26 protein-coding genes and 1 pseudogene are annotated in these 24,187 nt (G+C 39.4%); 5 read left to right on the forward strand and 22 right to left on the reverse strand.

Annotated features, from left to right (window positions below; translation table 11 throughout):
- Nucleotides 1–4: 4 nt before the first annotated feature.
- Together N8L39_RS02910 and N8L39_RS02915 are read right to left on the reverse strand one after the other, a co-directional pair.
- The gene (locus tag N8L39_RS02910; RefSeq protein ID WP_261009733.1) at nucleotides 5–745 is read right to left on the reverse strand and encodes a response regulator transcription factor; all 741 of its coding nucleotides are present in this window, start codon (nucleotides 743–745) and stop codon (nucleotides 5–7) included.
- Nucleotides 746–755: 10 nt separating this feature from the next.
- Nucleotides 756–1,088, reverse strand: a complete 333-nt coding sequence (locus N8L39_RS02915) for a LytTR family DNA-binding domain-containing protein (protein WP_000656276.1) — start codon at nucleotides 1,086–1,088, stop codon at nucleotides 756–758.
- Between the two features lie 200 nt (nucleotides 1,089–1,288).
- Here N8L39_RS02915 and N8L39_RS02920 point away from each other — a divergent pair, with 200 nt between their 5' ends.
- Complete coding sequence (locus N8L39_RS02920) at nucleotides 1,289–1,687, forward strand: hypothetical protein (protein WP_261009732.1); 399 nt, start codon at nucleotides 1,289–1,291, stop codon at nucleotides 1,685–1,687.
- Nucleotides 1,688–1,734: 47 nt separating this feature from the next.
- Here N8L39_RS02920 and N8L39_RS09540 read toward each other — a convergent pair.
- The 18 genes and pseudogenes from N8L39_RS09540 to N8L39_RS03010 all read right to left on the reverse strand — a co-directional run.
- Nucleotides 1,735–1,875: pseudogene (locus N8L39_RS09540) on the reverse strand (hypothetical protein); the annotation flags it as partial.
- 69 nt (nucleotides 1,876–1,944) lie between these two features.
- Entirely contained in the window at nucleotides 1,945–3,288 is a 1,344-nt protein-coding gene (locus N8L39_RS02930; protein ID WP_261009731.1) for a DEAD/DEAH box helicase, read from the reverse strand.
- Nucleotides 3,289–3,434: 146 nt separating this feature from the next.
- On the reverse strand, nucleotides 3,435–4,244 hold the full coding sequence (locus N8L39_RS02935; protein WP_261009730.1) for an endonuclease/exonuclease/phosphatase family protein: 810 nt from the start codon (nucleotides 4,242–4,244) through the stop codon (nucleotides 3,435–3,437).
- Between the two features lie 51 nt (nucleotides 4,245–4,295).
- Entirely contained in the window at nucleotides 4,296–6,476 is a 2,181-nt protein-coding gene (locus N8L39_RS02940; protein ID WP_261009729.1) for a PTS transporter subunit IIBC, read from the reverse strand.
- A gap of 179 nt (nucleotides 6,477–6,655) precedes the next feature.
- Nucleotides 6,656–7,582, reverse strand: a complete 927-nt coding sequence (ftsX, locus tag N8L39_RS02945) for a permease-like cell division protein FtsX (protein ID WP_203180482.1) — start codon at nucleotides 7,580–7,582, stop codon at nucleotides 6,656–6,658.
- Entirely contained in the window at nucleotides 7,575–8,267 is a 693-nt protein-coding gene (gene ftsE / locus N8L39_RS02950) for a cell division ATP-binding protein FtsE (RefSeq protein WP_000022260.1), read from the reverse strand. The genes ftsX and ftsE overlap by 8 nt, the downstream gene beginning before the upstream one ends.
- A gap of 17 nt (nucleotides 8,268–8,284) precedes the next feature.
- A protein-coding gene (prfB, locus tag N8L39_RS02955; protein WP_261009728.1) for a peptide chain release factor 2 occupies nucleotides 8,285–9,380 on the reverse strand; the annotation gives its coding sequence in 2 pieces (ribosomal slippage) (nucleotides 8,285–9,307 and nucleotides 9,309–9,380; 1,095 coding nt in all).
- Between the two features lie 107 nt (nucleotides 9,381–9,487).
- On the reverse strand, nucleotides 9,488–10,144 hold the full coding sequence (locus N8L39_RS02960) for a CBS domain-containing protein (protein ID WP_004256822.1): 657 nt from the start codon (nucleotides 10,142–10,144) through the stop codon (nucleotides 9,488–9,490).
- Nucleotides 10,145–10,453: 309 nt separating this feature from the next.
- On the reverse strand, nucleotides 10,454–11,164 hold the full coding sequence (locus tag N8L39_RS02965; protein ID WP_000062200.1) for an ABC transporter ATP-binding protein: 711 nt from the start codon (nucleotides 11,162–11,164) through the stop codon (nucleotides 10,454–10,456).
- Nucleotides 11,164–11,928 carry an ABC transporter ATP-binding protein gene (locus N8L39_RS02970; protein ID WP_261009727.1) on the reverse strand — a complete coding sequence of 255 codons (765 nt, stop codon included), beginning with the start codon at nucleotides 11,926–11,928 and terminating at the stop codon, nucleotides 11,164–11,166. Before N8L39_RS02970 ends, N8L39_RS02965 begins: the two co-directional genes overlap by 1 nt.
- A complete protein-coding gene (locus tag N8L39_RS02975; protein ID WP_000662286.1) occupies nucleotides 11,928–12,884 on the reverse strand; it encodes a branched-chain amino acid ABC transporter permease in 957 nt (318 codons plus the stop codon). The genes N8L39_RS02970 and N8L39_RS02975 overlap by 1 nt, the downstream gene beginning before the upstream one ends.
- A 3-nt stretch (nucleotides 12,885–12,887) precedes the next feature.
- Nucleotides 12,888–13,757, reverse strand: a complete 870-nt coding sequence (locus tag N8L39_RS02980; RefSeq protein ID WP_000941427.1) for a branched-chain amino acid ABC transporter permease — start codon at nucleotides 13,755–13,757, stop codon at nucleotides 12,888–12,890.
- A gap of 116 nt (nucleotides 13,758–13,873) precedes the next feature.
- Nucleotides 13,874–15,034 carry an ABC transporter substrate-binding protein gene (locus tag N8L39_RS02985; RefSeq protein WP_000726116.1) on the reverse strand — a complete coding sequence of 387 codons (1,161 nt, stop codon included), beginning with the start codon at nucleotides 15,032–15,034 and terminating at the stop codon, nucleotides 13,874–13,876.
- A gap of 87 nt (nucleotides 15,035–15,121) precedes the next feature.
- On the reverse strand, nucleotides 15,122–15,388 hold the full coding sequence (locus N8L39_RS02990; RefSeq protein ID WP_261009726.1) for a YlbG family protein: 267 nt from the start codon (nucleotides 15,386–15,388) through the stop codon (nucleotides 15,122–15,124).
- A 78-nt stretch (nucleotides 15,389–15,466) separates the two neighbouring features.
- The gene (gene clpP / locus N8L39_RS02995) at nucleotides 15,467–16,057 is read right to left on the reverse strand and encodes an ATP-dependent Clp protease proteolytic subunit ClpP (protein WP_000613465.1); all 591 of its coding nucleotides are present in this window, start codon (nucleotides 16,055–16,057) and stop codon (nucleotides 15,467–15,469) included.
- Nucleotides 16,058–16,229: 172 nt separating this feature from the next.
- Nucleotides 16,230–16,859, reverse strand: a complete 630-nt coding sequence (gene upp, locus N8L39_RS03000; RefSeq protein WP_000515974.1) for a uracil phosphoribosyltransferase — start codon at nucleotides 16,857–16,859, stop codon at nucleotides 16,230–16,232.
- Between the two features lie 88 nt (nucleotides 16,860–16,947).
- Nucleotides 16,948–17,415, reverse strand: coding sequence for a deoxycytidylate deaminase (locus N8L39_RS03005; RefSeq protein ID WP_261009725.1), 468 nt, complete (start codon nucleotides 17,413–17,415; stop codon nucleotides 16,948–16,950).
- A gap of 18 nt (nucleotides 17,416–17,433) precedes the next feature.
- Nucleotides 17,434–17,991: a TetR/AcrR family transcriptional regulator gene (locus N8L39_RS03010; RefSeq protein WP_000004136.1), complete on the reverse strand. Its 558-nt coding sequence runs from the start codon at nucleotides 17,989–17,991 to the stop codon at nucleotides 17,434–17,436.
- Nucleotides 17,992–18,115: 124 nt separating this feature from the next.
- Here N8L39_RS03010 and N8L39_RS03015 point away from each other — a divergent pair, with 124 nt between their 5' ends.
- Genes N8L39_RS03015 through N8L39_RS03025 form a run of 3 tightly spaced genes read left to right on the forward strand, consistent with a single transcriptional unit; the run spans nucleotide 18,116 to nucleotide 20,761 of the window.
- Nucleotides 18,116–18,961 (forward strand): DegV family protein, encoded by an 846-nt coding sequence (locus N8L39_RS03015; protein WP_261009724.1) that lies wholly within the window; start codon nucleotides 18,116–18,118, stop codon nucleotides 18,959–18,961.
- A 57-nt stretch (nucleotides 18,962–19,018) separates the two neighbouring features.
- Complete coding sequence (gene aao, locus N8L39_RS03020) at nucleotides 19,019–20,191, forward strand: aminoacetone oxidase (protein WP_261009723.1); 1,173 nt, start codon at nucleotides 19,019–19,021, stop codon at nucleotides 20,189–20,191.
- 48 nt (nucleotides 20,192–20,239) lie between these two features.
- Complete coding sequence (locus N8L39_RS03025) at nucleotides 20,240–20,761, forward strand: DUF1697 domain-containing protein (RefSeq protein ID WP_261009722.1); 522 nt, start codon at nucleotides 20,240–20,242, stop codon at nucleotides 20,759–20,761.
- 41 nt (nucleotides 20,762–20,802) lie between these two features.
- On the opposite strand, the gene N8L39_RS03030 is transcribed toward N8L39_RS03025, so the two are convergent.
- Nucleotides 20,803–21,543 (reverse strand): MerR family transcriptional regulator, encoded by a 741-nt coding sequence (locus N8L39_RS03030; RefSeq protein WP_261009721.1) that lies wholly within the window; start codon nucleotides 21,541–21,543, stop codon nucleotides 20,803–20,805.
- Nucleotides 21,544–21,777: 234 nt separating this feature from the next.
- Here N8L39_RS03030 and N8L39_RS03035 point away from each other — a divergent pair, with 234 nt between their 5' ends.
- Nucleotides 21,778–23,118, forward strand: coding sequence for a sodium-dependent transporter (locus tag N8L39_RS03035; RefSeq protein WP_261009720.1), 1,341 nt, complete (start codon nucleotides 21,778–21,780; stop codon nucleotides 23,116–23,118).
- A 40-nt stretch (nucleotides 23,119–23,158) separates the two neighbouring features.
- On the opposite strand, the gene manA is transcribed toward N8L39_RS03035, so the two are convergent.
- The gene (gene manA / locus N8L39_RS03040; RefSeq protein ID WP_261009719.1) at nucleotides 23,159–24,103 is read right to left on the reverse strand and encodes a mannose-6-phosphate isomerase, class I; all 945 of its coding nucleotides are present in this window, start codon (nucleotides 24,101–24,103) and stop codon (nucleotides 23,159–23,161) included.
- Nucleotides 24,104–24,187 lie beyond the last annotated feature (84 nt).

Here is a 24,187-nt window from a genome sequence, read left to right on the forward strand (position 1 = left end):
CTCCTTAGTCATGAAGTCTTTCGATAGCTTTCATAAGTGGACGAATTTTTAATCTAGAGACAATACAAGAGGATCCGTTCTGAAAATGAACTACCCGATTTTCTTTATCAATTGAAGAAATATTATAAGGATTTACGATAAACGATCTATGACATTGAAATAAGCGTGGTTCCTGTTCTATGATTTCGGATAATTGTCCATAAAATTCAACTATGTCTCGTTTGGAATAGAGTGTCAACTTATGGGCGATTGACGATGTCTCAATATACAATAAATCTTTAAAAGGGACTTGAATTTGAGCTTTTGATCCTGTAAATATAAAAGAGTCCTCAGATACTGTTCTTCCTTGATTGTTACTAACATTTAAAATAACATTTTCAAGACGTTTTATAAATTTTGGTTCAGGTAATTCTTTATCAATGAAATCAATAGCTGATACTAAATATTCAAAAGATACAGGCATAAACTCAGAATGTGTTGTTACAAAAGCAATCGTAGCTTGGGAATCAAGTTTTCTAATCTCCCTTGCAACGTCTAACCCTCTTTTTTCTTCATCTTTTATTTCGATATCAAGTAAAAATAATTGATGATTTCCTCTCTCTGAAATGTCCTCTAAAAGCTGTTGAGGTTTTCCATAAACCTCAAAATGCCTATACTCAATCTTATTATCCACCAAAATTTTTTTGACAATATTTTCAATTCTAGTCTGTTGTAAAAAATTATCTTCTAGTATAAAAATATTCACTACTTCACTCCTATATATTTTTCCACTGATTTTTTAATATTGTAAAGTGTCTTCTAGAACAAGCGATGTCTGATACTCTATCATCCAAAAACATAATTGTTCTTGTCTCATGATTAAATCCTGCTATTTTATCTTTATTTACAAGAAACTTTCTATGGCATCTAATAAGTTCTTCTGTACTTTCCTCTTCGATTTTAGCTAGTGAGGTTGAAGCTTCAAAATTCCCTTCGGCTGTTACAAAAAGAACAGCATGAGCTTTTGTTGGGTGAGTTGTAACATAATAAATTTTAGAGAGTGGTACCTTTACTATAGCTCTATCTTGATATAAAATATAGTCTTTCATATTTAGCCTCCTTCTATAAGTTTAATCTTATCAGAATTATGGAAATTAAATTATAAAAATCTCAAATGGTTTCTATACTATCTCAAATGGTAAAAATTTTCTTAATTTAGACATTTCATGATAAAATAGAGACTTTTTAGTATCTCAATAATATTAATCTTTCTTTATTTGATAAACTAATATCTAATGAAAGGAAAGCTATGAAGGCAATTCAAATTTTACACTATTCTTTATTTGGCTATATTTTATCTCTGTATTTAAAATATTATTTCTTTAAAAAAACATTCAAAAATACAAAAATTTTACAAGGACATAAGATTAACTACAAATATAAATCTTCTACTTATTTTATCATAAAATCAGAGTCTCTAACATCTAAAAAAATGAAACTCTATTTAAAATCTATCCAATTTCATTCAAAAAAATCAGAAGTTATCATCATAGGCAGTCAGATTGATTATGATGAGCTTTATCGAAACCACTATAGCGTGTTTGGTGTTATAGACATAACTAAAAATAAATCATTAAAATATATTAAAGAAAAAATTCATTTTTACTTGGAAGAGCTCTATGAATTTAAGCAGGATAAGAGTAATTAAATCTCTGAAATAAAGTTCCAAGTCTTATAACTTTATATTCCGTTACATCATAGAATTTTGATTTCTTCCTCCACATGCTCGAGTTTGATAGCAAATTTTAGTGTCATCTTAAAGTAGTCATATTTTGTCAGTCTTCTTTTTTCTGAGTTATTGAGATTGATTGGAACCTCTATTATTTTATTGATATGAGTTAGTTTATTATGTGACTTTCAGTCACATAATAAAAAAGTTGGAGCTCAGTACTCCAACAATTTCTATTAAAATGTTTGGCGTTTTGCTTTACGCTCTGCACGACCGCGAGCACGATTTTCAGCGCGCTTTGTTTTGCGGCGCTTTTCATCAACCGCCCATTGAATTTTCTTCTTATAACCTGGTTTGACTTTTTTCTTTTTCTTTTTAACCAAACCAATCATTTCGATATCAAGTTTATCTTGTTTTTTCTCACGGTTGGCACGACGATCACGGTCATAAGTATCTTGAAATTCCCCGTCTTTGACCATCTTAGGAGTAAACTTGATTCCCAATTTCTCCAACTCACGGATATCCGAGTCATCACTTGGCTGGTAAAGGGTAATAGCTGTACCTGGTAGGCCATTACGCCCAGTACGACCAACACGGTGAACAAAGAAGGACAAATCTTGCGGAATGGCATCATTGATAACATGGCTGACACCTTCAATATCAATTCCACGCGCTGCCAAATCTGTTGCGACAATATACTCAAAATCCAGATTTTTAACCTGGTTCATGATACGTTTGCGCTCACGAGGTGCAATATCCCCATGGATTTTTGCCACCTTCAAGCCTTGAGCAGTCAGATATGAATGCAATTCATCAGCACGCGTTTTAGTGTTAACAAAAATCATTGCCAAATACGGTTGCATCAACTGAGTTAACTGGTAAATTTGAGCATTCTTATCTCGGCCCTTGGTCGAAATCAACCAATTATCAATGGTATCAGAAATGACCGTTTTGGTCTTGATTTTCTCCATAACAGGATTTGATAAGTATTTTTTCAAGAATGGTTGCAGTTTTTGTGGAATAGTCGCTGAGAAGACCATGAATTGCAGGTCTTTTGGAAGGCTTCCAGCAATCTTATCAACAGTTTCTAAGAATCCCATATCCAAGGTCATATCTGCCTCATCGACCACAAAGGTCTTAGCCTTGTGAATAGCTAGATCACCAGACTTAACTAAGTCATAAATACGGCCAGGCGTTCCGATAACAATATGAGGCTGGTTACTTGCCAATTTGTCAATCTGGCGAACCTTATCAGTACCACCCACGTAATTAACCACACGAACTTCGACTTCTGAGTGATTAGCAATCTGACGAGCTGCTTGGTAAATCTGAGTAGCCAACTCACGGCTCGGTGCAGTAATCACTGCCTGTACACTATCACTAGTTTCATCTAATTGCTGGAAAATCGGCAACAAGAAAGTATGAGTCTTACCTGAACCTGTTTTTGATTCACCGACTAGGTCACGACCTGCCAAAACAATAGGAATCAACTTGTCTTGCACCTCTGTTGGAGTTGTAAATTTCAACTCCTCCAAGGCTTCACTAATATATTTTTTAAATTGAAATTTCGTAAATGACATAATATCCTCGATTCTATCTATCTTATCAATTATACCACATTTTATTCCATTTCAGTAGTCTCACTTATTTAGGCTATTTCCAGTAGCTTTTCTAGTCAGAAAAAGGCTAGAACTTCGTGATTCCAACCTCTTTTCAGTTATTATTTCTAGTTTAAAATAGCATTCAAGCCATAGTGATCACTAACTTGTGGACTCTTGTTACCATCAAATACGACATGTAATTTTTCCACCTCTAACTCTTTGGTAGTAAAAACATAGTCGATTCGAAGGGGTTCTGTGTTCCCCTTCCAGCCATCAATTTCTGGTGGAACAGTATAGCTACCGCTTTTCTCTTGAGCAACTTCAAATGCGTCTTGTAAGCCTAATGGACTAGATAAAATAGCTTGGTAACCTTCCTGACCAGCTGGGTTGTTGAAATCTCCAGCTAGCAGAAGTGGCTTGTTTAGTTCTTTCAAGACAGCTTCAAATCGTGCCCATTCTTCTTGGAAACCTTTATCCCACCAAGAAAGATGGACACTGGCTACTGCAAGATCCTTGCCATCGACTACAGTTTCAGCCAAGGCGACACGGCGAGTATGATAGTCTGTTGGATCATCCACATCTGAAACCAAAATTTCTCTTGCTTCAATAGGTGTTTTAGACAAGATAGCCACACCTTCATGATAGCGGTCATAACCAATATGGTTATAGGCCCAAGTCCAATAGTAATTTTTTCCTTGCTCTGACAACTTTTCAACCAAAAGTCTAACATAGTGATCTTGGTGAATAGGCTCAGCTGCTGGCAAAGCTTGATAAAGGTTATTAACCTCGACCTCTGGTGAAGTGATCTCCTGATTGATTTCTTGGAAACAAATCAAATCATAGTCTTTATCAAGAATATCCTCAAGCAAGAGCTGGAATTTTTCCTCAGCTTCTTTTTCCATCCAGCTATGAGTATTGAGTGTTAAAAATTTCATGCTTTTCTCCCAAAACAAGAGGTTGGAAAACAGCTTCCAACCTCAAGTATATTACAATTCTACTTTAGCAACTGCTGTTTTAGCTGCAAGAGAACCTGTTTGTTCTAATTTAACTGATTTAATAGCTTCAGCATTTGTGAAGACAACCACTGTTGAAGTTTCACGACCTGCTGCACGGATAGCATCCAAGTCAGCTGTAACAAGAAGATCACCTGCGGCAACTTTTTGTCCTTCAGCTACATGAACTGTAAATGGTTTTCCTTCAAGACTTACTGTGTCCAAACCAATGTGAACAAGTACTTCAAGACCTGCTTCAGTCACAAGACCAAGAGCATGTTTTGTAGGGAAGATGCTTGATACAGTACCTGAAACTGGAGATACAATGTTTCCATTTGCAGGTTCTACAGCAAATCCGTCGCCCATCATTTTTTGAGCAAATACTGGATCTTTTACTTGTTCCAAAGCAACAACTTGACCGTCAGCTACTGAGTATACTTCCTCAGTAAGACCTTTATAGTGAACTGTGTTTTGTTGTGCTTCTGTCATTTGACTTGGAAGAGTTTCAGGAATGATTTCACCTGAATCAAGGATATCTTGGATATCAGATTTTAATACGTCTGCTTTTGGACCGTAGATAGCTTGAACTCCTTGTCCTTTCATGACAAGACCCATAGCTCCTTCTGCTTTCCATTGTTCTGCATCACCGACTTTGTCAGCATCTTTTACAGTTACACGAAGACGAGTCATACATGCATCAACATCAACGATGTTTGCACGTCCACCAAGAAGGTTAATAATGTTTACAGCTTGAGAACCTGCTGCAACTTTCACTTCGCTGCTAGCTTCTTCTGAACCTTCAGCAGTTTCGTAATTTCCGTTACGTCCTGGAGTTGCGTAGTTGAATTTTTGAATCATGAAGTTTGCGATAAAGTACATGATTACGGCAAAGAGAACAGTTACCCAGATAAAGTTAACAATATCCATACCGATACCAGCGCTAATCGCAATAGGTGTACGAGTCAAGAACTCGATTGAACCGAATGAGTGCATACGTAGGTTCACAACGTCAGCCATAGCGAAGGCAGCACCTTGAACAAGTGAGTAAACGAGATACATAGGTGTTGCGATGAACATGAACATGTATTCGATTGGTTCAGTAACCCCTGTCAAGAATGTTGCAAGAGCTGTTGCAATCATCATACCTTTGTATTTGTGTTTCTTGTCAGCATCAACATTACGGTAGATAGCAACGATGACACCCATCAAGATACCGAATGAACCGATCATTTGTCCAACTTTGAAACGAGCTGGATGTACTGTATCTAACAAGTGTTGGTATTGAGTAGCATCAGTACCTTTAAGGTTTACAAGGTCTGTTACCCATGCAAGCCAAAGTGGATCTTGACCAAATACTTGGCTACCTTTTGCTGCACCAGTTAAGACTTCATAAGTACCACCAAGAGCTGTGTAGTTCATTGGGATAGTCAACATGTGGTGAAGACCAAATGGCAAGAGCAAGCGTTCCAATGTACCATACAAGAATGGTGCAAGGATTGGAGCAGTTTCTTGTGAGTTAGCAATCCAGATACCAAAGCTATTGATACCAGTTTGCACAAGTGGCCAGAAAGCTGAAAGTACGATTGCAGCAATTACTGAACGAAGAATAACTACAAACGGTACAAAACGTTTTCCGTTAAAGAATGAAAGTGCATCAGGAAGCTTACGGAAGTTGTAGTATTTGTTGTAAGCAGTTGCTCCAATAAAACCTGAGATAATCCCTACGAACACACCCATGTTAAGTGCTGGGGCTTCCATAACACTAATGAAGTAATCAGCAACTTTGATTGATCCACCAAAGAGAGTTGTTACCATAGCATCTGGATTTTTCAACATATCGCCTGATACGCCAAAGATTGTACCAGTGATACGGTTAATCAAGATGAAGGCAAGACCAGCGGCGAAAGCACCACCAGCACGTTCTTTAGCCCAGCTACCTCCAATGGCTAGGGCGAACAAGATATGAAGGTTAACGATAACCCCCCAACCGATTTGTTCTAGTACACCACCAGTAATAACAAGTGGTGCAAAGGTTGGGTTAATCATCACGATAGACTTACCGATTGAAATCATCAAACCAGCAGCCGGCATAACCGCGATAACCACCATCAAAGCCTTACCGAATTTTTGCCAAAACTCGAAAGACAAGACATTTTTGAATGTATCTTTCATCATTCAAATCTCCTTTATTTTTATTTAGGCAAACGTTTTACGAAAACGTTTGCACTTTCTATAATTCAATTATACCACTTTAATTTTTTTTGTAAAGGCTTTTATAAAAAAAAGTAGACTTTTTTCTAAAATTTTTGTAGTAAAAAAGGAGATATTAAAATCTCCTCAAATATACTTCTATTTTAGATTTTCAGGAATCGGCGCATTGAAATTCCTGAACCCAGTGAACCAATGAAAATTCCAATCACAAATAATAGAGCAATCATCAGTGGGCTGAATACCTCTGGTGAAATCATTGAAAGGTTTTGACCAACTAATGACTTATTAACCGATTGGTAAACCATTTTATAGACAATAAATACCAAAACTGATGGAAGTGTTGCTCCAAGCAAACCGATGAAGGCACCTTCAAGCAAGAAAGGTCCGCGGATATAGCCGTTCTTAGCACCTACTAAACGCATGATTTGAATTTCACGGCTTCGTGAAATGATGGTGATACGTATAGTATTAGAAATCAAGAACACCGCAATGAAAATCAATAATCCAGCGATAACTAGTCCCCAGACACGAATAAATGAGGCTAACTTAAACAAGCGTTCTGTATTAGCACCACCATCTTGAACTTCTGATACACCTTCGATTTTTTTAGCCTCTTCTGCTACTGTCTTTACATCACTTGGTGTATTTGTATCAACGATATATGCATCATAGAGAGGATTGGCATCGCCTTCAAAGATTTTCCAGTTGTCCCCCATTGTCTCGGTTAATTTTTCATATTGTTCTTCTTTACTTGAAAACGTAACACTTTTAACGGTTGACATACCTTTCAAAGCATCATATACCTTATGGTAGTCGTTATTTGTAACAGTTTGACCTTCTTTTTCAATCGTCTCACTATTATCAGCTACGTCCTTACGAATGTATACCATTACTCGGACATTATTTTCGATATCTGTAGCTAGTTTAGCCGTATTAAAGATAACAGATGCAAATATTGCAACCAAGGTCAAAGTAATCATAACTGAACTGACAGCAGCTACTGTCATCCAGCCATTTCGTTTCAAACTTTTTAACGATTCAAATAAATGACGAAAAAATCTACTAATCATCGTATCCATATTCTCCTTTAGCTTCGTCACGAACGACACGGCCATTTTCAATGGCAATGACACGGTGGCGCAAGGTATTTACAATCTGACTGTTGTGGGTAGCCATCAAGACAGTTGTACCTTGGAGATTGATGCGTTCCAACAAATTCATGATTTCCCATGAATTATCTGGGTCCAAGTTTCCTGTTGGTTCGTCCGCAATCAATACTTTGGGATTATTTACAATAGCACGTGCAATCGCAATCCGCTGTTGTTCTCCCCCTGAGAGCTCATTTGGGAAAGAACGAACCTTATGCTTCAATCCAACCAAGTCTAAAACTTCCATAACACGTTTTTTGATATTACGGCGACTTTCTCCAATTACCTCCATTGCATAGGCAATATTTTCATAAACGGTTTTCTTTGGTAACAGTTTATAATCTTGGAAGACAACCCCAACACTACGACGTAGGAGAGGGACATCTTTCTTTTTTATTTTAACTAGATTAAAACCAGCAACAGATAAACTTCCTTTTTCGATTTTTACTTCGCGATACAAAGAACGAATAAAGGTTGATTTCCCAGCTCCTGACGGACCTACGATATAGGCAAATTCTCCTGGTTGAATGCTGACCGAAACACCACGTAGGGCAGTCGTTCCGTTGTCGTATTTTTTGACGACATCTCTCATTTCAATGATTGACATGTGAGTTCCTTTCTATCTTAGCTGATTCGCCACTTGAGATAAGCATCGATAAAACCATCTAGGTCTCCATCCATAACCTTATCTACCTGCGCAACTTCAAAACTAGTTCGATGGTCTTTTACCATAGTATAAGGTGTGAAGACATAAGAACGAATTTGACTTCCCCATGTGATTTCCTTTTTCTCACCCTTGAGGGAATCGACTTCCGCAGCTTTCTTTTCTTGCTCCATTTGATAGAGCTTAGCCTGCAACATCTTCATGGCACGATCTCTATTTCCATACTGGGTACGATCGACCGTTGACTGGACAACAGTTCCCGTAGGAATGTGTGTCAAACGAACTCCAGTTGAAACCTTGTTGACGTTTTGTCCACCAGCACCACCTGAACGGAAGGTATCCATCTTGATGTCATCTTCCCGGATTTCCACTTCAATGGTATCATCCAATTCTGGCATTACTTCCACCGATGTGAAAGAGGTATGGCGACGTTTGGCAGAGTCAAATGGCGAGATTCGCACCAAACGGTGTACACCCATTTCTGACTTGAGAAGACCATAGGCATTAGGTCCTTCAAATGATAGGGTTACTGACTTGATGCCAGCTTCATCTCCTGCTTGGTAATCCAATACTTCCACTTTAAAGCCTTTAGCATTTCCATAGCGAGTGTACATACGAAGCAACATATCACCCCAGTCCTGAGCCTCAGTACCACCGGATCCTGGATGGATTTCCAAGATGGCATTGTTGTGGTCATAAGGTTCTGACAAGAGTAGAGTCATCTCGTAGCTGGTCATCATCTTATCAAGTTCTGATAACTGTTCAACCAATTCTTCATGCACCGACTCATCTTCAGCTAAAAAGTCTAATAAAATTTCGACTTCATCCTGCAACTCTTCCATTTTGTGGAAGGTGCTGTAGGTGTTTTTTAATTCATTTAATTCTTGCGACGTTTTTTGGGCCGCGATATTATCGTTCCAAAAATCAGGTTCTGTCATCTTATTTTCCAAGATGGCAATCTCTTCCTCTAGACCTTCTAGGTCAAAGAGACCCCCTGAAAGAAGCTAATTTTTCACGATTTGCGTCAATTTTCTGACGAATTACTGAAATGTCCATAAATACTCCTTTTTTACATCATTTCATTATAGCATATTTTATCATTTCTTTCCATCTTTTGCTCTAATCCCCTTTTCATGAAAAAAGAAGCCTTTCGGCTTCCCTTCTTACAAGACTTTTGCTGAAGTACGAGTGATTTCTTCTACTTGAATATTCTCTGATTCAAATTTTTCTTTCAAGGCTGGTAAATCAATTGATCCATCAATTTGAACTTCGATAATCACCTTACCATCCTTACGCGGAATATTGACTGTATGAGAGATATTCAAATTTTCTTCTACAATCAAAGAAACAATTTTTCCAAGAACGCCAACTTCGTTTTCCGTAACAAAGCGTACACGAATCCCTTCTTCACCATAACCTGCAATTTCAAGAAAGGCTTGGAAAACGTCACGGTCCGTAATAACCCCATAGACTTGATGGTTATCTACGACAGGAAGAATACCAATCTTGTTTTTCAACATCAGATAAGTTGCATCCTCTAGACTCGCATAGCCTGAAACAGTGACAACATCACGAATCATCACATCTTTTACTTTTGTCTTATTTAGAAGATAATTCATCTCATAGATAGAAAGACTGGTTGCTTTTGATGGACTAGCTTGAGCAATGGTTCCTTCAGTTACCAAACCAACCAATTGATCATTTTCGATAACAGGCAAGCGGTGCAATCCTTGCTCTCTCATTAAATCTGCTGCATGAGATACTGTTGTATCTGGACTAATATAAACTACCTTGCGGGTCATAAAATCTTTAACTGCCATGAGACTTCTCCTTTTCTATTCTTATCCCTATTATACAATCTTTTTGTAAATCTATCAAACGCTTACATTTCTTTTTCAAAATTCAGAAAAGTATGAATAAGCTAGCAAAAAGAGCTCTAAAATCGAGCTCCCTGAATGAAGGGTAGATACGCTTCATTCGATTTTATTTCAATTATCAGAAGCTAACCTTCCAGTGTAGATGAGAATTGCTGCGCAATCTTCATCCACCGACTAAAAAGGTCCCCCGGACTATAATGATGATTACTTCGTAATCCTCATCCACCGACTAAAACAATCCACTGGATTGTTTTAGCCACCCAGATATGCTTTTCTGACTTCTTCTGATGAGGCGAGTTCTTTTCCTGTTCCTGATAGAACGATTTTTCCTGTTTCCAGTACATAACCTCGGTCAGAGATTGCAAGTGCTTTATTGGCATTTTGTTCAATCAAGAGGACGGTTGTTCCTTGCTTCTGAATATCTTGAATGATATCAAAAATCTCTTGAATAAAGATTGGGGCAAGTCCCATTGATGGTTCATCTAAAAGAAGAAGTTTTGGTGTTGACATAAGAGCGCGTCCCATGGCAAGCATTTGTTGTTCCCCCCCTGAAAGAGTTGCTGCGTCCTGGTTCTTGCGTTCTTCAAGACGTGGGAAGCGTGAAAAGACCTTCTTCAAGTTAGCTTGATTTTCTTCACGATTTTTCTTTAAGAAAGCTCCCATTTCTAGATTTTCCATAACAGTCAAGCCAGGAAAGACGTGGCGTCCTTCTGGAACTTGTGAAAGACCACCTGCCACGATTTTCTGGGCCGGCATTTTTTGGATTTCTTGACCTAAAAATTCAATCTTTCCAGAACTTGGTCTAACCAAACCAGACAAGGTACGGAGAATGGTTGTCTTACCTGCACCATTGGCACCGATAAGGGAAACTACTTCTCCTTCATTCACTTCAAAACTTACATCACGGACTGCTTGGATCATACCGTAATGCACAGAAAGATTATCGACTTTTAACATAGACATTAGGCTTCACCTCCTAGATAAGCTTCGATAACGCGTTTATTGGTCTTAATTTCGTCTGGAGTTCCCTGAGCAATCAAACGACCATATTCAAGTACGTAGATACGTTCTGTTACTTCCATGACCAGATTCATATCGTGTTCAATCAGCATGATTGTAATCTTAAATTCATCTTTGATACGACGAATTAACTCAGTCAATTCTGCTGTTTCCTGTGGATTCATACCTGCTGCTGGTTCATCTAAAAAGAGAATTTTAGGTTCCGTAGCAAGGGCACGAACAATTTCTAAACGGCGTTGTTGTCCGTAGGCAAGATTTTTAGCAAGAGTTTCTGCATCACCATCTAAATCAAAGATTTTAAGCAATTCCATGGCTTTAGCCTTTAATTCTTTTTCACTCTTGTAAAAAGCTGGTAAGCGCAAAAAACTAGCAAAAACATGTTGTTTGTGATGGTTGCCAAAGGCAATCAAAACATTGTCCAAAACTGTTAAATCTTTAAAGAGACGGATATTTTGGAATGTACGTCCAAGTCCCAAAGAGGCAATCTTATAAGGTGCCTTTCCATTCAAAAGGTGACCATCTAGTGTTACTGTTCCCTCACTTGGTTCATAAACACCCGTCAAGAGGTTGAAAAGGGTGGTTTTACCAGCTCCATTTGGACCGATTAGTCCAACCAGTTCCCCTTCGTTCAATTCAAGAGTCACATCTCCAACAGCTGTTAGACCGCCAAAATGTTTGGTTAACTGTTTTACTTCAAGTAATGCCATTAGTTTTGTTCCTCCTTCTTAGATTTTTTAAAGAAACGTGATAGGCTCAATTCCCATGTTCCAAGGAGTCCACCTGGTCTGAAAATCATTACCAATACCAAGGCCAAAGCGTAAATAATCATACGCACGCTGGCAACATCTTGGAGAAGCATATTCAAAATTCCAAGAACAATAGCTGAAACGATGGCACCTGTAATGGAACCAAGTCCACCAAATACAACAATAATCAATACGTTGATTGAGTTAATGAATGTGTAATCTTTCGGTACAACAGACCCGATAAATCCTGCCTGAAGTGACCCTGCAATACTTGCAGTAATGGCACCAAAGACAAAAGCGATGATTTTAATTTTAGTTGTATTAACACCGACTGACTCTGCAGCGATTTCATCTTCACGAACGGATAGGGTTGAACGACCAATTGGACTACGCAAGAAATTCAAGGTTGCAATGGTTGTAATCACGACAAAGAAGTAAACCATTTGCCAAGTTGTAAAGTTAGGAATTCCCAAGATACCTGCCGCACCATTTGTAAGACTTCCACCATTGATGATAAAGATACGGATAATTTCAGATACCCCGAGAGTTGCTACCGCAAGGTAGTCCCCCTTCAAGCGCAAGGTTGGAATCCCGACAAGCAAGGCAACTGCTCCTGAAAGCAAAGCACCTATAAGCATGGCTCCAAAGAAGGCACCGTAGGTTGGTGATTTAGAACCAATAATAGCTGCTGCATAGGCACCAATCGCCATGAAACCAGCATGACCAAGTGAAAATTGTCCTGAAAAACCAACGATTAAGTTGAGACCAACAGCCAAAATAATATTAATTCCAATTTGTTGTAAAATCTGTACATAGAATAGGTTGAGTACTCCGACTGAAACCAGTACACTAATCAAGCCATAGCCAGCTAATAAAAGGAGTAACCATAGAATATTAACTTTTAAATTTTCCTTCATCGTTTACACCTTCTCTTTCACATTTTTACCAAGGATACCAGCTGGGCGGACAATCAAGATCAACAACAAGATTCCATAAACAATGGCATCACGGAAGTCTGACATTCCAAAGGCTGTCGCAAAGGTTTCCAATAGACCAATCACAAAACCACCAAGAGCCGCACCAGGAATAATTCCGATACCACCGAGTACTGCGGCAACGAAAGACTTAAGACCTGGAGTAACCCCCATCAAAGGCTCAAGAGAGTTATAATAGAGGGCAATCAGAACACCTGCCGCACCCGCAAGAGCTGAACCCAAAGCAAAGGTAAAGCTGATAGTACGATTTACATTGATCCCCATCAATTGCGCTGCATCGCTATCTACAGATACAGCACGCATGGCTTTCCCCATCTTAGTCTTTTGGACAATGACCTGTAACAAAATCATCAAAATCAAGGAAATGGCCAAGATCATTAACTGCACGTTTGTTAGGCTAACTGGTCCCAAATCATAGCGAACTGTTTGAATCGCTTGAGGGAAGGCACGGGTATTGGCACCAACCAGATAGACCATGCCATACTCCAATAGGAAAGAAACCCCAATAGCCGTAATCAAAACAGCAATACGAGTAGAGTGACGCAAAGGTCGGTAAGCAAGGAACTCAATCACGACACCAAGAATGGCTGTCGCTAACATAGCTACAATAAGAGCTACAAAGAAATTCATTTGGAAAGAATTAATCAAGAAATAACCGATAAAGGCTCCCATCATATAAATATCACCGTGGGCGAAGTTGATGAGCTTGATAATTCCGTAAACCATGGTATATCCTAGGGCTAACAGCGCATAAACACTACCTAGAATCAAACCATTTACTAGTTGTTGGAGCATAAGATTCACTCTTTCTATTTATAATTTTGAGGGTTTCCCCTCACTTTTTGATAGGTTCTTAAACACCGAAACAGGGAGTGAGTCAGAGGCTCATTCCCTATTTCAACATTTTTCTATTATGGTTTTACAACTTCTGCTGCTTCAACCTTACCATTGTTCATGGTCATCATGTAAGCAGTTTTGACTGTGTTGTGGTCTGCATCAAAGCTTGTTTGTCCAGTTACACCTTCAAAGTCTTTTGTTTTAGCAAGGTTATCCTTGATTTCACCAGAGTTTTTAGCACCTTTTGCTGCGTTTGCTACAAGGTGAACTGAGTCATAAGCCAAGGCTGCAAATGTTGAAGGCTCTTCGTTGTACTTAGCACGGTATGCATCAAGGAAGGCTTTTGCTTTAGCTGAAACTTCTACAGTAGTTGAGAAGCCTGAGATAAAGTAGATGTTTGATGCTTTTTCAGCAGTTGCTTGTTGTACAAACTCTTCACCGTTAAATCCATCACCACCAACGATTGGTTTGTCAATTCCCATACCACGCGCTTGGTTTACAATTTTACCAGCTTCAGTGTAGTAACCAGGAACGATGATAGCATCAAAGTCTTTCCCTTTCATTTTTGTAAGGGCTGCTTGGAAGTCTGTGTCACCTGCTACGAAAGTTTCATCTGCAACGATTTCACCTTTGTAAGCTTCACGGAAGGCTTTGGCAATACCTTTAGCATAGTCGCTGGCATTGTCAGTGTAAAGAACAACTTTCTTAGCTTGCAATTTTTCAGAAACATAGTTTGAGATAATTTTTCCTTGGAAGCTATCTTGGAAAGTTCCGATAAAGAGGTAATCTTGACCTTTAGTCAATCCATCTTGAGTCGCACTTGGCGAAATCAATGGAACACCTGCTTTTGTAGCGTTCGCTACCGCAGCTGCAGTCGCACCAGATGTCGCAGGTCCTACGATTGCTGATACTTTAGATTGAGTTACAAGGTTAGTTGTTACTGAAGCCGCCTCAGCTGTTTCAGACTTATTATCTTTATCGACTACTTCGATTTGTTTTCCGTCGATACCACCTGCTGCATTGATTTCATCAACGGCCAATTGGGCACCTTTTTGTTCAGATGTACCGTAAGCTGCTACGGCACCAGTTTCCTCGAAGTTAAATCCGATTTTGATTGTCTTTTCATCTACTGAGTTACCAGCAGCATTTGACGCTCCAGACTTCACTTCTCCACAGGCTGCAAGAAGTGCTACACTTGCAAGCGCCACAAACGATAGGGCAAATTTTTTCTTCATCTTTTTTGTCTCCTTATTTCTTAAATAAATAGCATGTTAAGAATATACCGAATTATCAGAAAATTGTCAACACTTTTCTTGAACTTTTTAGATGATAACGTTTTCTTCTCGATGAAGATTGCCCACAAAAGGTGTTTCTAACTCTTGGATATGACAAACTCTGACTTTTTTGATAAATTTTTCCTTGCCCAAACGCCCGACCAATTGCTCCACTTCTTGAGTTGGAACATAGAGTTGTAAGTAACGATGTTTCTTGGAATGATAGGTAATATCTCCATAATCCTGCAGTTTTTTTGCATCACGATTATAGTAAAGATAGATAATCAAGCCAGATCGATTGACTTTTTCAAACATTGTAAATCCTCTTTCTAAGAAATCTCTCCCTATTATACCAAAAAAAGCAAACCCAGTCGAGTTTGCCTTCTTTCATCATTAATTCAATGAATTGTTTGCCATGATTTCATCAATAAAGCCATATTCAAGTGTTTCTTGAGCACTCATCCAGTTATCACGTTCTGCATCTGCGTGAACTTTTTCGATTGACTGACCTGAATTTTCAGCCAAGATTTTTTCCAAGGTTTTACGAGTTTTAAGCAAATGTTCTGCAGCAATCGCCATATCGGTTTGTTGAGTACCACCGCCTGTACCACCCATTGGTTGATGGATCATGTATTCAGCATTTGGAAGCATGAAACGTTTGCCTTTTGCTCCACTTGATGCGATGACTGTTCCCATAGATGCAGCCATTCCCATAACGATGGTTTGGACATCTGCCTTGATAAAGTTCATAGTATCAACGATTGCCAAACCAGCTGAAACGGAACCACCTGGTGTATTGACATAAAGGTAAATATCTTTTGTACTATCTTGGGCATCCAAGAAAAGCAACTGGGCAATAACTGAGTTGGCCATGTTGTCTTCAACTGGGCCTGTCAGCATAATGATGCGGTCTTTGAGAAGACGTGAGTAAATATCGTAGGAACGTTCCCCACGGCTTGTTTGTTCAATAACTACAGGAATCATTCATTTCTCCTTTTGAGTTTTAATTTTGTTGGTCAAATGACTGAAGATAAGACTATTATAATACCTTGGTCAAAAAAGGTCAAATTTTTGCTCTGTTTTCATCAGACAGAAACAAAAACTCAACCTCCTTTCGTGACTGGAACTTCTTTTCCAAGTCAATCTCTTTTTAATTTTATTTTGTACCGAACAAGCGGTCTCCAGCATCTCCAAGACCTGGAACGATATAACCGTGTTCATTCAAGCGTTCATCCAAGGCTGCTGTAAAGATTTCTACATCTGGATGAGCTTCTTGAAGGGCTTTTACACCTTCTGGAGCAGATACAAGGCAGACAAATTTGATATTTGATGCGCCACGTTTTTTAAGAGAATCAACAGCCAAGATTGCTGAGCCACCTGTTGCCAACATTGGGTCTACCACAAAAATTTGACGTTGGTCAATATCTTCAGGCAATTTCACCAAATACTCAACTGGTTGAAGCGTTTCTTCATCACGGTACATACCGATGTGACCAACCTTAGCAGCTGGAACCAAGCTCAAGAGACCATCAACCATCCCGATACCTGCACGCAAGATTGGAACGATGGCCAATTTCTTACCTGCCAATTGTTTTTGAACTGTTTTTGTGATTGGTGTTTCGATTTCCACATCTTCTAGTGGAAGATCACGAAGTACTTCATACCCCATCAACATTGCAATCTCATCTACTAGCTCACGGAAAGCTTTTGTAGAAGTATCTGTACGACGCAAGATTGACAATTTGTGTTGAATCAGTGGATGATTAATAACTTCAATTTTTCCCATTTTTGGAATTCCTTCTTTCAATTTATTCTTCTTATTATACCAAAAAACGGTTTAAAAATCTTTCCAAACTATTTATTTTTGATAATTTTTACATTAAATCTGCCTCTTTAAGAGCTACCTGTACTGTCTCAAGTGGTAAATGGGTCAATTCTGTTCCTTTTTCTTGATAAAGGTATTGGGCATATTCATCCATTCGATACTGGTTGATATAAACCACACGCTTACAACCGACCTGAAGCAATTGTTTGGTACAGTTGAGACAAGGAAAATGCGTCACATAGGCTGTAAATCCTTTAGGAACACCACGTTCTGCACCTTGGAGAATGGCATTAACCTCTGCGTGAAGGGTGCGAACACAGTGGCCTTCAATGACCAGACATTCGTGATCAATACAATGCTCAGTCCCTGACACCGAACCATTGTAACCAGTGGAAATAACCTTATTATCTTTTACCAGAATCGCGCCCACTTTGGCACGTTTACAAGTGGAACGATTGGCAATTAGTAGAGCTTGGGCTGCAAAATACTCATCCCAGGCCAGTCTTTTTTCAGTCATATCTCTTCTCCTTTTTCTCTATTTTTTAAAAAATGGTAACCGTAAATCCGCAATCTTTTCAGCAGGTACCTTCATGCCATCCTTGATCCATTTTAAAAGGACTGAGACGATGGCTGAACTCCAGAAGGAATGAAGATAAGAGCTGACACCTTTTGATTTTCCATGGTATTTTTCCAGAAACTCCTGCATGGCTTGGACAAAGATTTTTTCCAGATGGTAATCTAAGGCAAGTTGAATCACTCTGGCTTCCTTTCTTGCTTCTCGGAAAAGGTGAACCCAGACCAGATAAAGGTCTGTCTTTAAATCATAATGATGCAACTGTTCCATAATATTGTGGACAGTTCGTTTAAAGACACTCTCTAAAATTTCCTCTTTGGAATCATAATTGCGATAAAAGGCCGCACGCGAAACTCCTGCACGTTTGACCAATTCAGAAATACTAATCTTGGTCAAGTCCTTTTTTTCCAAGAGTTGCAAGAGGGCCGTTTCGATGGCTTCTCTGGTTAATAAATTGGATTCTTGGTTTGATTTTCTGAGATTTTCAAGAGACTTTTCAGAGATTCTACGTTCAGACATAACATTTTCTTTCTACTTGTCACAACAGACGGATGAGGCTTTTGTTTCAAGGGCTTTCATGATATAATTGTAAAAAAAGACAGAACCTTTGTCAATGTATAACTGACAAAGTTGGAGAATTTCTATGACTTGGAAGATTATTGCTGACTCTGGTTGTGATTATCGTCAGTTGGAGACACCAGCAATTGATACAACATTTGTAAGTGTCCCATTAACCATTCAAGTAGCTGATCAGGTCTTTGTTGATGATGCCAGTCTTGACATTGACCAAATGATGGAAACCATGTATGCAACTGCAGAAGCTTCAAAATCAGCTTGTCCAAGCCCAGATGACTATTTGCGAGCATTTGAAGGAGCCAAAAACATTTTCCTAGTAACCATCACAGGTACTCTCTCTGGCAGTCACAATAGTGCTCAACTAGCAAAGAATATTTATCTGGAAGAGCATCCTGACACTAAGATTCATGTAATTGATAGCTTGTCTGCTGGTGGGGAAGTTGACTTGCTCGTAGAAAAATTGAATGACTTGATTGACCAGGGCTTATCTTTTGAAGAAGTGGTTGAAGCTATCACAGCTTATCAAGAAAAAACCAAGTTGCTCTTTGTTCTAGCCAAAGTCGATAACTTGGTGAAGAACGGCCGTTTGAGCAAGCTTATCGGTACGGTCGTTGGCCTTCTAAATATCCGTATGGTCGGGGAAGCTAGTGAAACTGGAACCCTTGAATTGCTACAAAAAGCACGAGGAGCAAAGAAATCCGTTCAAGCTGCCTATGATGAGTTGGTAAAAGCTGGATATGCTGGTGGCCGTATTGTCATGGCCCAACGCAATAACGAGAAATGTTGCCAACAGCTTTCAGACCGAATCCGTGAAAATTTCCCACAGGCGGATATTAAAATTCTCCCAACATCTGGTCTCTGCAGTTTCTATGCAGAAGATGGTGGTTTGCTGATGGGATATGAAATTGATTAATTGCATTCTTGACAAGAGGTGACTTCATCTCTTGTTTTTTTGTGGTACAATAGAGCTATGAAACATTTTGATACTATTGTCATCGGTGGAGGTCCTGCTGGCATGATGGCTACGATTTCCAGTAGCTTTTACGGGCAGAAAACACTTCTCATCGAAAAAAATCGGAAACTTGGAAAAAAATTAGCTGGAACTGGCGGTGGTCGTTGCAATGTCACCAATAACGGAACTCTAGACGATCTACTCGCTGGCATCCCTGGAAATGGGCGCTTTCTCTACAGTGTCTTCTCCCAGTTTGATAACTATGATATCATTAACTTTTTTACAGAAAATGGTGTTAAACTTAAGGTCGAAGACCACGGCCGCGTCTTTCCGGCCAGCGACAAATCTCGAACAATTATCGAAGCCTTGGAAAAGAAAATCACTGAGCTAGGCGGACAAGTTCTCACTCAAACAGAAATTGTTTCGGTTAAAAAGATAGATGACCAGTTTGTCCTTAAATCAGCTGACCAAAGCTTCACTTGTGATAAACTCATTGTCACAACTGGTGGTAAATCTTATCCTTCGACTGGTTCTACTGGGTTTGGTCACGAGATTGCCCGTCATTTTAAACACACCATTACCGAGCTTGAGGCAGCTGAAAGTCCTTTATTAACAGATTTTCCACACAAGGTCTTGCAGGGGATTTCGCTGGACGATGTGACCCTAAGCTATGGTAAGCATGTCATCACTCACGATTTGCTCTTTACCCACTTTGGTTTATCAGGCCCTGCTGCCCTGCGTATGTCTAGTTTTGTCAAGGGTGGGGAGGTTCTCTCGCTAGATGTTCTACCTCAACTTTCTGAGAAGGACTTGGCTGCATTCCTAGAAGAAAACCGGGAAAAATCCTTGAAAAATGCTTTAAAATCTTTATTACCTGAGCGTTTGGCAGAATTTTTTGTACAAGGATATCCAGAAAAAGTCAAACAACTAACTGAAAAGGACCGCGAACAACTTCTCCAGTCTATAAAGGGACTTAAAATTCCTGTAACTGGTAAAATGTCTCTTGCTAAGTCATTTGTTACCAAGGGTGGCGTCAGTCTCAAGGAAATCAATCCTAAAACTTTGGAAAGTAAACTAGTCCCTGGACTCCACTTTGCTGGCGAAGTACTGGATATCAACGCCCATACGGGGGGCTTTAACATCACTTCTGCCCTCTGTACCGGCTGGGTGGCAGGATCAAACCCAATCTAAATCTAAATTATTCAATGGCTAAATCAACCCCAAAAGAAAGGAAGTCCTTTGGAACATATTATCTTGTTAAGGGGAGTGACTCCTAATGGAAAAAATGCTATCCCTAAAATGTCTTATCTAGTAGATATCTTGACAGAAGCTGGTTTTCAACAAGTTCGAACTTATATTCAAAGTGGAAATATTATTCTTGAAAGTAACTTATCTCTCGAAGAAATACGAGAACAGGTTCATACTCTAATAAAGGAAAAGATTGGAGCCGATCTCAAAATAATCATTAAGAATAAGGATATTTTTAAAAACATTGTCCAAGAAAATCCGTTTGGAGAACACTATCTTTATGACCGTATACACGTGATTTTTTATCAAGAATCTATTCAAAGTCTCCCTTTAGAAAAATTGAAAATTGATTACGGTGAAGAAGAAATTTGTATCGGTAACCATTGTCTTTACCTCTATCTCCCTAGAACTGCAAAACAAAAGAAACTCCATACCAACTATCTTGAAAAGCTTTTCAATGTAGATTTGACCATGCGAAAACTAAATGTAGTAGAAAAATTATTAAGCAAGTAGTGCTTGAATTTAGAAAAAATCGGAAGATCACTCCTCCGATTTTATTTTGTCTGAGTTTGGACATAGTGGGCAATCACATCTGATGTGTACTGGGCTGTTCCAGGTCCAAATTTGTCAATGTTTTCCTTAAACTCAGGGTTATAGACGTATCCTTTCCCGATATGACCGAAGACTTCAATAGAGCAGTCAAATCCATAAGTACGGATGGCTTGCAAGAGTTTGCCTGCTTCTTCTTGATTTTCTGTTGCTGTTACAGGCAGACCAGCTTGAAGATTTTGTGACAAGGCTCGAAAAACTTGGTTGAAGGCAGCCGTAGCCTCGTCTTCGTGACCTTTCTGGCGCTCCAGCGCTTGGTCCATGACTTCTTGTCCATATTTCTCCACCGCATCCTGGTGGTATTTTTGATGGTCTTGGTAGTTAAATCCAGCAAATTTCTCTTGAATACTCATTTCTCTTTCTCCTTTTTGTTCTTGAATGGTTTTCTGCAAGGTGGAAATCAAGCTATCCAGATATTCCCTTTCTCGAGTCAAATAGTCCAACTGCCTGGTCAAATGGGGTAATAAATCTGTCCTTTCTTCCTTTAACAACTCTGCTATTTTTTCTAAAGAAAAACCTAGATATTTGTAGTAAAGAATGACCTGAAGACGTTCCAAATCCTCTTGACTGTAAGTTCGATAGCCGTTTTCTGACTTTAAAGGGACCAAGAGTCCTATCTTATCGTAGTGGTACAGAGTCTTGACAGAGACACCTGAAAGCTGCGCAGCTTCTTTTATATAGTACATGATTTCCTCCTTACAATGATAGTATACCCCCTCCCCTTAGGTTAGAGTCAAGCATTTTTGCGAAATTTTTTACTTTATCATAACATGAAAATGGTTTTCTTGACAGACCTTAGAAAACATGATAGGATAGTCAAGTCTATCAATCAAAAGAAAGGCTCATTTTGAGTACTTATGAGGCTAGTTGCCAAGGGCAGTAGCTTTTTCTTTTGGAACACTAATTTTAGGAGTTTAACTATGTCTGAAAAATCGCAATGGGGTTCTAAACTGGGCTTTATCCTAGCGTCTGCTGGCTCAGCCATCGGACTTGGTGCCGTTTGGAAATTCCCTTACATGACTGCTGCTAACGGTGGAGGAGGCTTTTTACTAGTCTTTCTCATCTCCACTATTCTAATTGGTTTCCCCCTTTTGCTTGCAGAATTTGCTCTCGGCCGAAGTGCTGGTGTTTCAGCTATCAAAACCTTTGGAAAACTGGGCAAGAATAGCAAGTACAACTTTATCGGTTGGATTGGTGCCTTTGCCCTCTTTATCCTCTTATCTTTCTACAGTGTTATTGGAGGATGGATTCTGGTTTATCTAGGTATTGAATTTGGGAAATTGTTCCAGTTTGGTGGAACTGGTGATTATGCTCAATTATTTACTTCAATCATTTCAAATCCAGCCATTGCCCTAGGAGCTCAAGCAGCCTTTATCTTATTGAATATCTTTATTGTATCCCGTGGGGTTCAAAAAGGGATTGAAAGAGCTTCGAAAGTCATGATGCCCCTGCTCTTTATCATCTTTGTCGTCATCATCGGGCGCTCTCTCAGCTTACCAAATGCCATGGAAGGCGTTCTCTACTTCCTCAAACCAGACTTTTCAAAACTGACCAGCGCTGGTCTCCTCTATGCTCTGGGACAATCTTTCTTTGCCCTCTCACTAGGGGTTACAGCCATGCTGACCTATGCTTCTTACTTGGACAAGAAAACCAATCTGGTCCAATCAGGAATTTCCATTGTAGCCATGAATATCTCAGTATCTATCATGGCGGGTCTAGCCATTTTCCCAGCCATGTCAGCCTTCAATATCCAATCTGAAGGGGGCCCGAGCCTGCTCTTTATCGTCTTGCCTCAACTCTTTGACAAGATGCCTTTTGGAACCATTTTCTACATCCTCTTCCTCTTGCTCTTCCTCTTTGCGACAGTCACTTCTTCCGTCGTTATGCTGGAAATCAATGTAGGCAATATCACCAACCAAGACAACAGCAAGCGTGCCATGTGGAGTGCCATTTTAGGAATTTTGACCTTTGTCTTTGGAATTCCTTCAGCCCTGTCTTATGGTGTTATGGCAGATATTCACATTTTTGGAAAGACTTTCTTTGATGCTATGGACTTCTTGGTTTCTAATCTCCTCATGCCATTTGGTGCTCTCTGCCTTTCACTCTTTACAGGCTACATTTTTAAGAAGGCTCTTGCCATGGAGGAACTACACCTTGATGAAAGAGCATGGAAACAGGGACTTTTCCAAGTCTGGCTCTTCCTTCTTCGCTTTATCATTCCAATTATCATCATCGTGGTCTTTATCGCCCAATTTATGTAATCAAAAAGGACTTGAGTAATAAACTCAGGCCCTTTCTTTTTTAGGGATGGCTAACAATTAATTCCAAACCTTGCCCTTCTAGGGTCCAAGCTTCAACATCACTTGGTAGGATAAAGTGGCTACCTTTTTGAATTGGATAGTTTTTTTCGTCAACAGTCAGTTGACCTTGACCAGCCAAGACACTAAACAGGCTGTAGTCAGCTGTCTTTGCAAAGTCAACTTTCCCATTAATTTCCCACTTGTAAACTGCGAAGAAATCATTAGAGACAAGTAAAGTTGAACGCAAATCATCTGCTTTGACAGTCACAGGACGGCTATTGGCAGGCTCGCCAATGTTCAAAACATCGATAGATTTTTCAAGGTGAAGTTCACGCAAGTTACCATTATCATCCTTGCGGTCAAAGTCATAGACACGGTAAGTGGTATCGCTAGACTGCTGGGTTTCAAGAATCAAGATGCCTGCACCGATGGCGTGCATGGTGCCACTTGGTACATAGAAGAAATCTCCAGCCTTAACTGGCACTTTTGTCAGCAAGGCATCCCAGTTTTTATCTTCGATTTGCTGGCGGAGTTCTTCTTTTGACTTGGCATTGTGACCATAGATAATTTCTGAACCTTCATCCGCTGCGATAATGTACCAGCATTCTGTTTTTCCGAGCTCACCTTCATGCTCGAGTCCATAGGCATCGTCTGGGTGAACTTGGACACTGAGCCAGTCGTTAGCATCGAGAATTTTAGTCAAGAGCGGAAACACAGGCTCTGGACGGTTGCCAAACAATTCACGGTGTTCTGCATACAAAGTTGCTAGGTCTGTTCCCTCGTAACGACCATTTGCCACCTTTGAAACTCCATTTGGATGGGCTGAGATGGCCCAGTATTCTCCGATTTTTTCACTTGGGATATCATAGCCAAACTCATCACGTAGCTTGGTTCCCCCCCAGATTTTTTCTTGCATAACTGATTGTAAAAATAATGGTTCTGACATCTTATTCTCCTGTCTGATTTTTCTTCCCTCATTATAGCAAAAAGCCAGGTCTAATTGAACTCTTTTTCCTATTATATAAAGTAG

It is taken from the genome of Streptococcus mitis, from assembly GCF_946190285.1.
GTDB classification, from domain to species: Bacteria; Bacillota; Bacilli; order Lactobacillales; family Streptococcaceae; genus Streptococcus; species Streptococcus mitis_CP.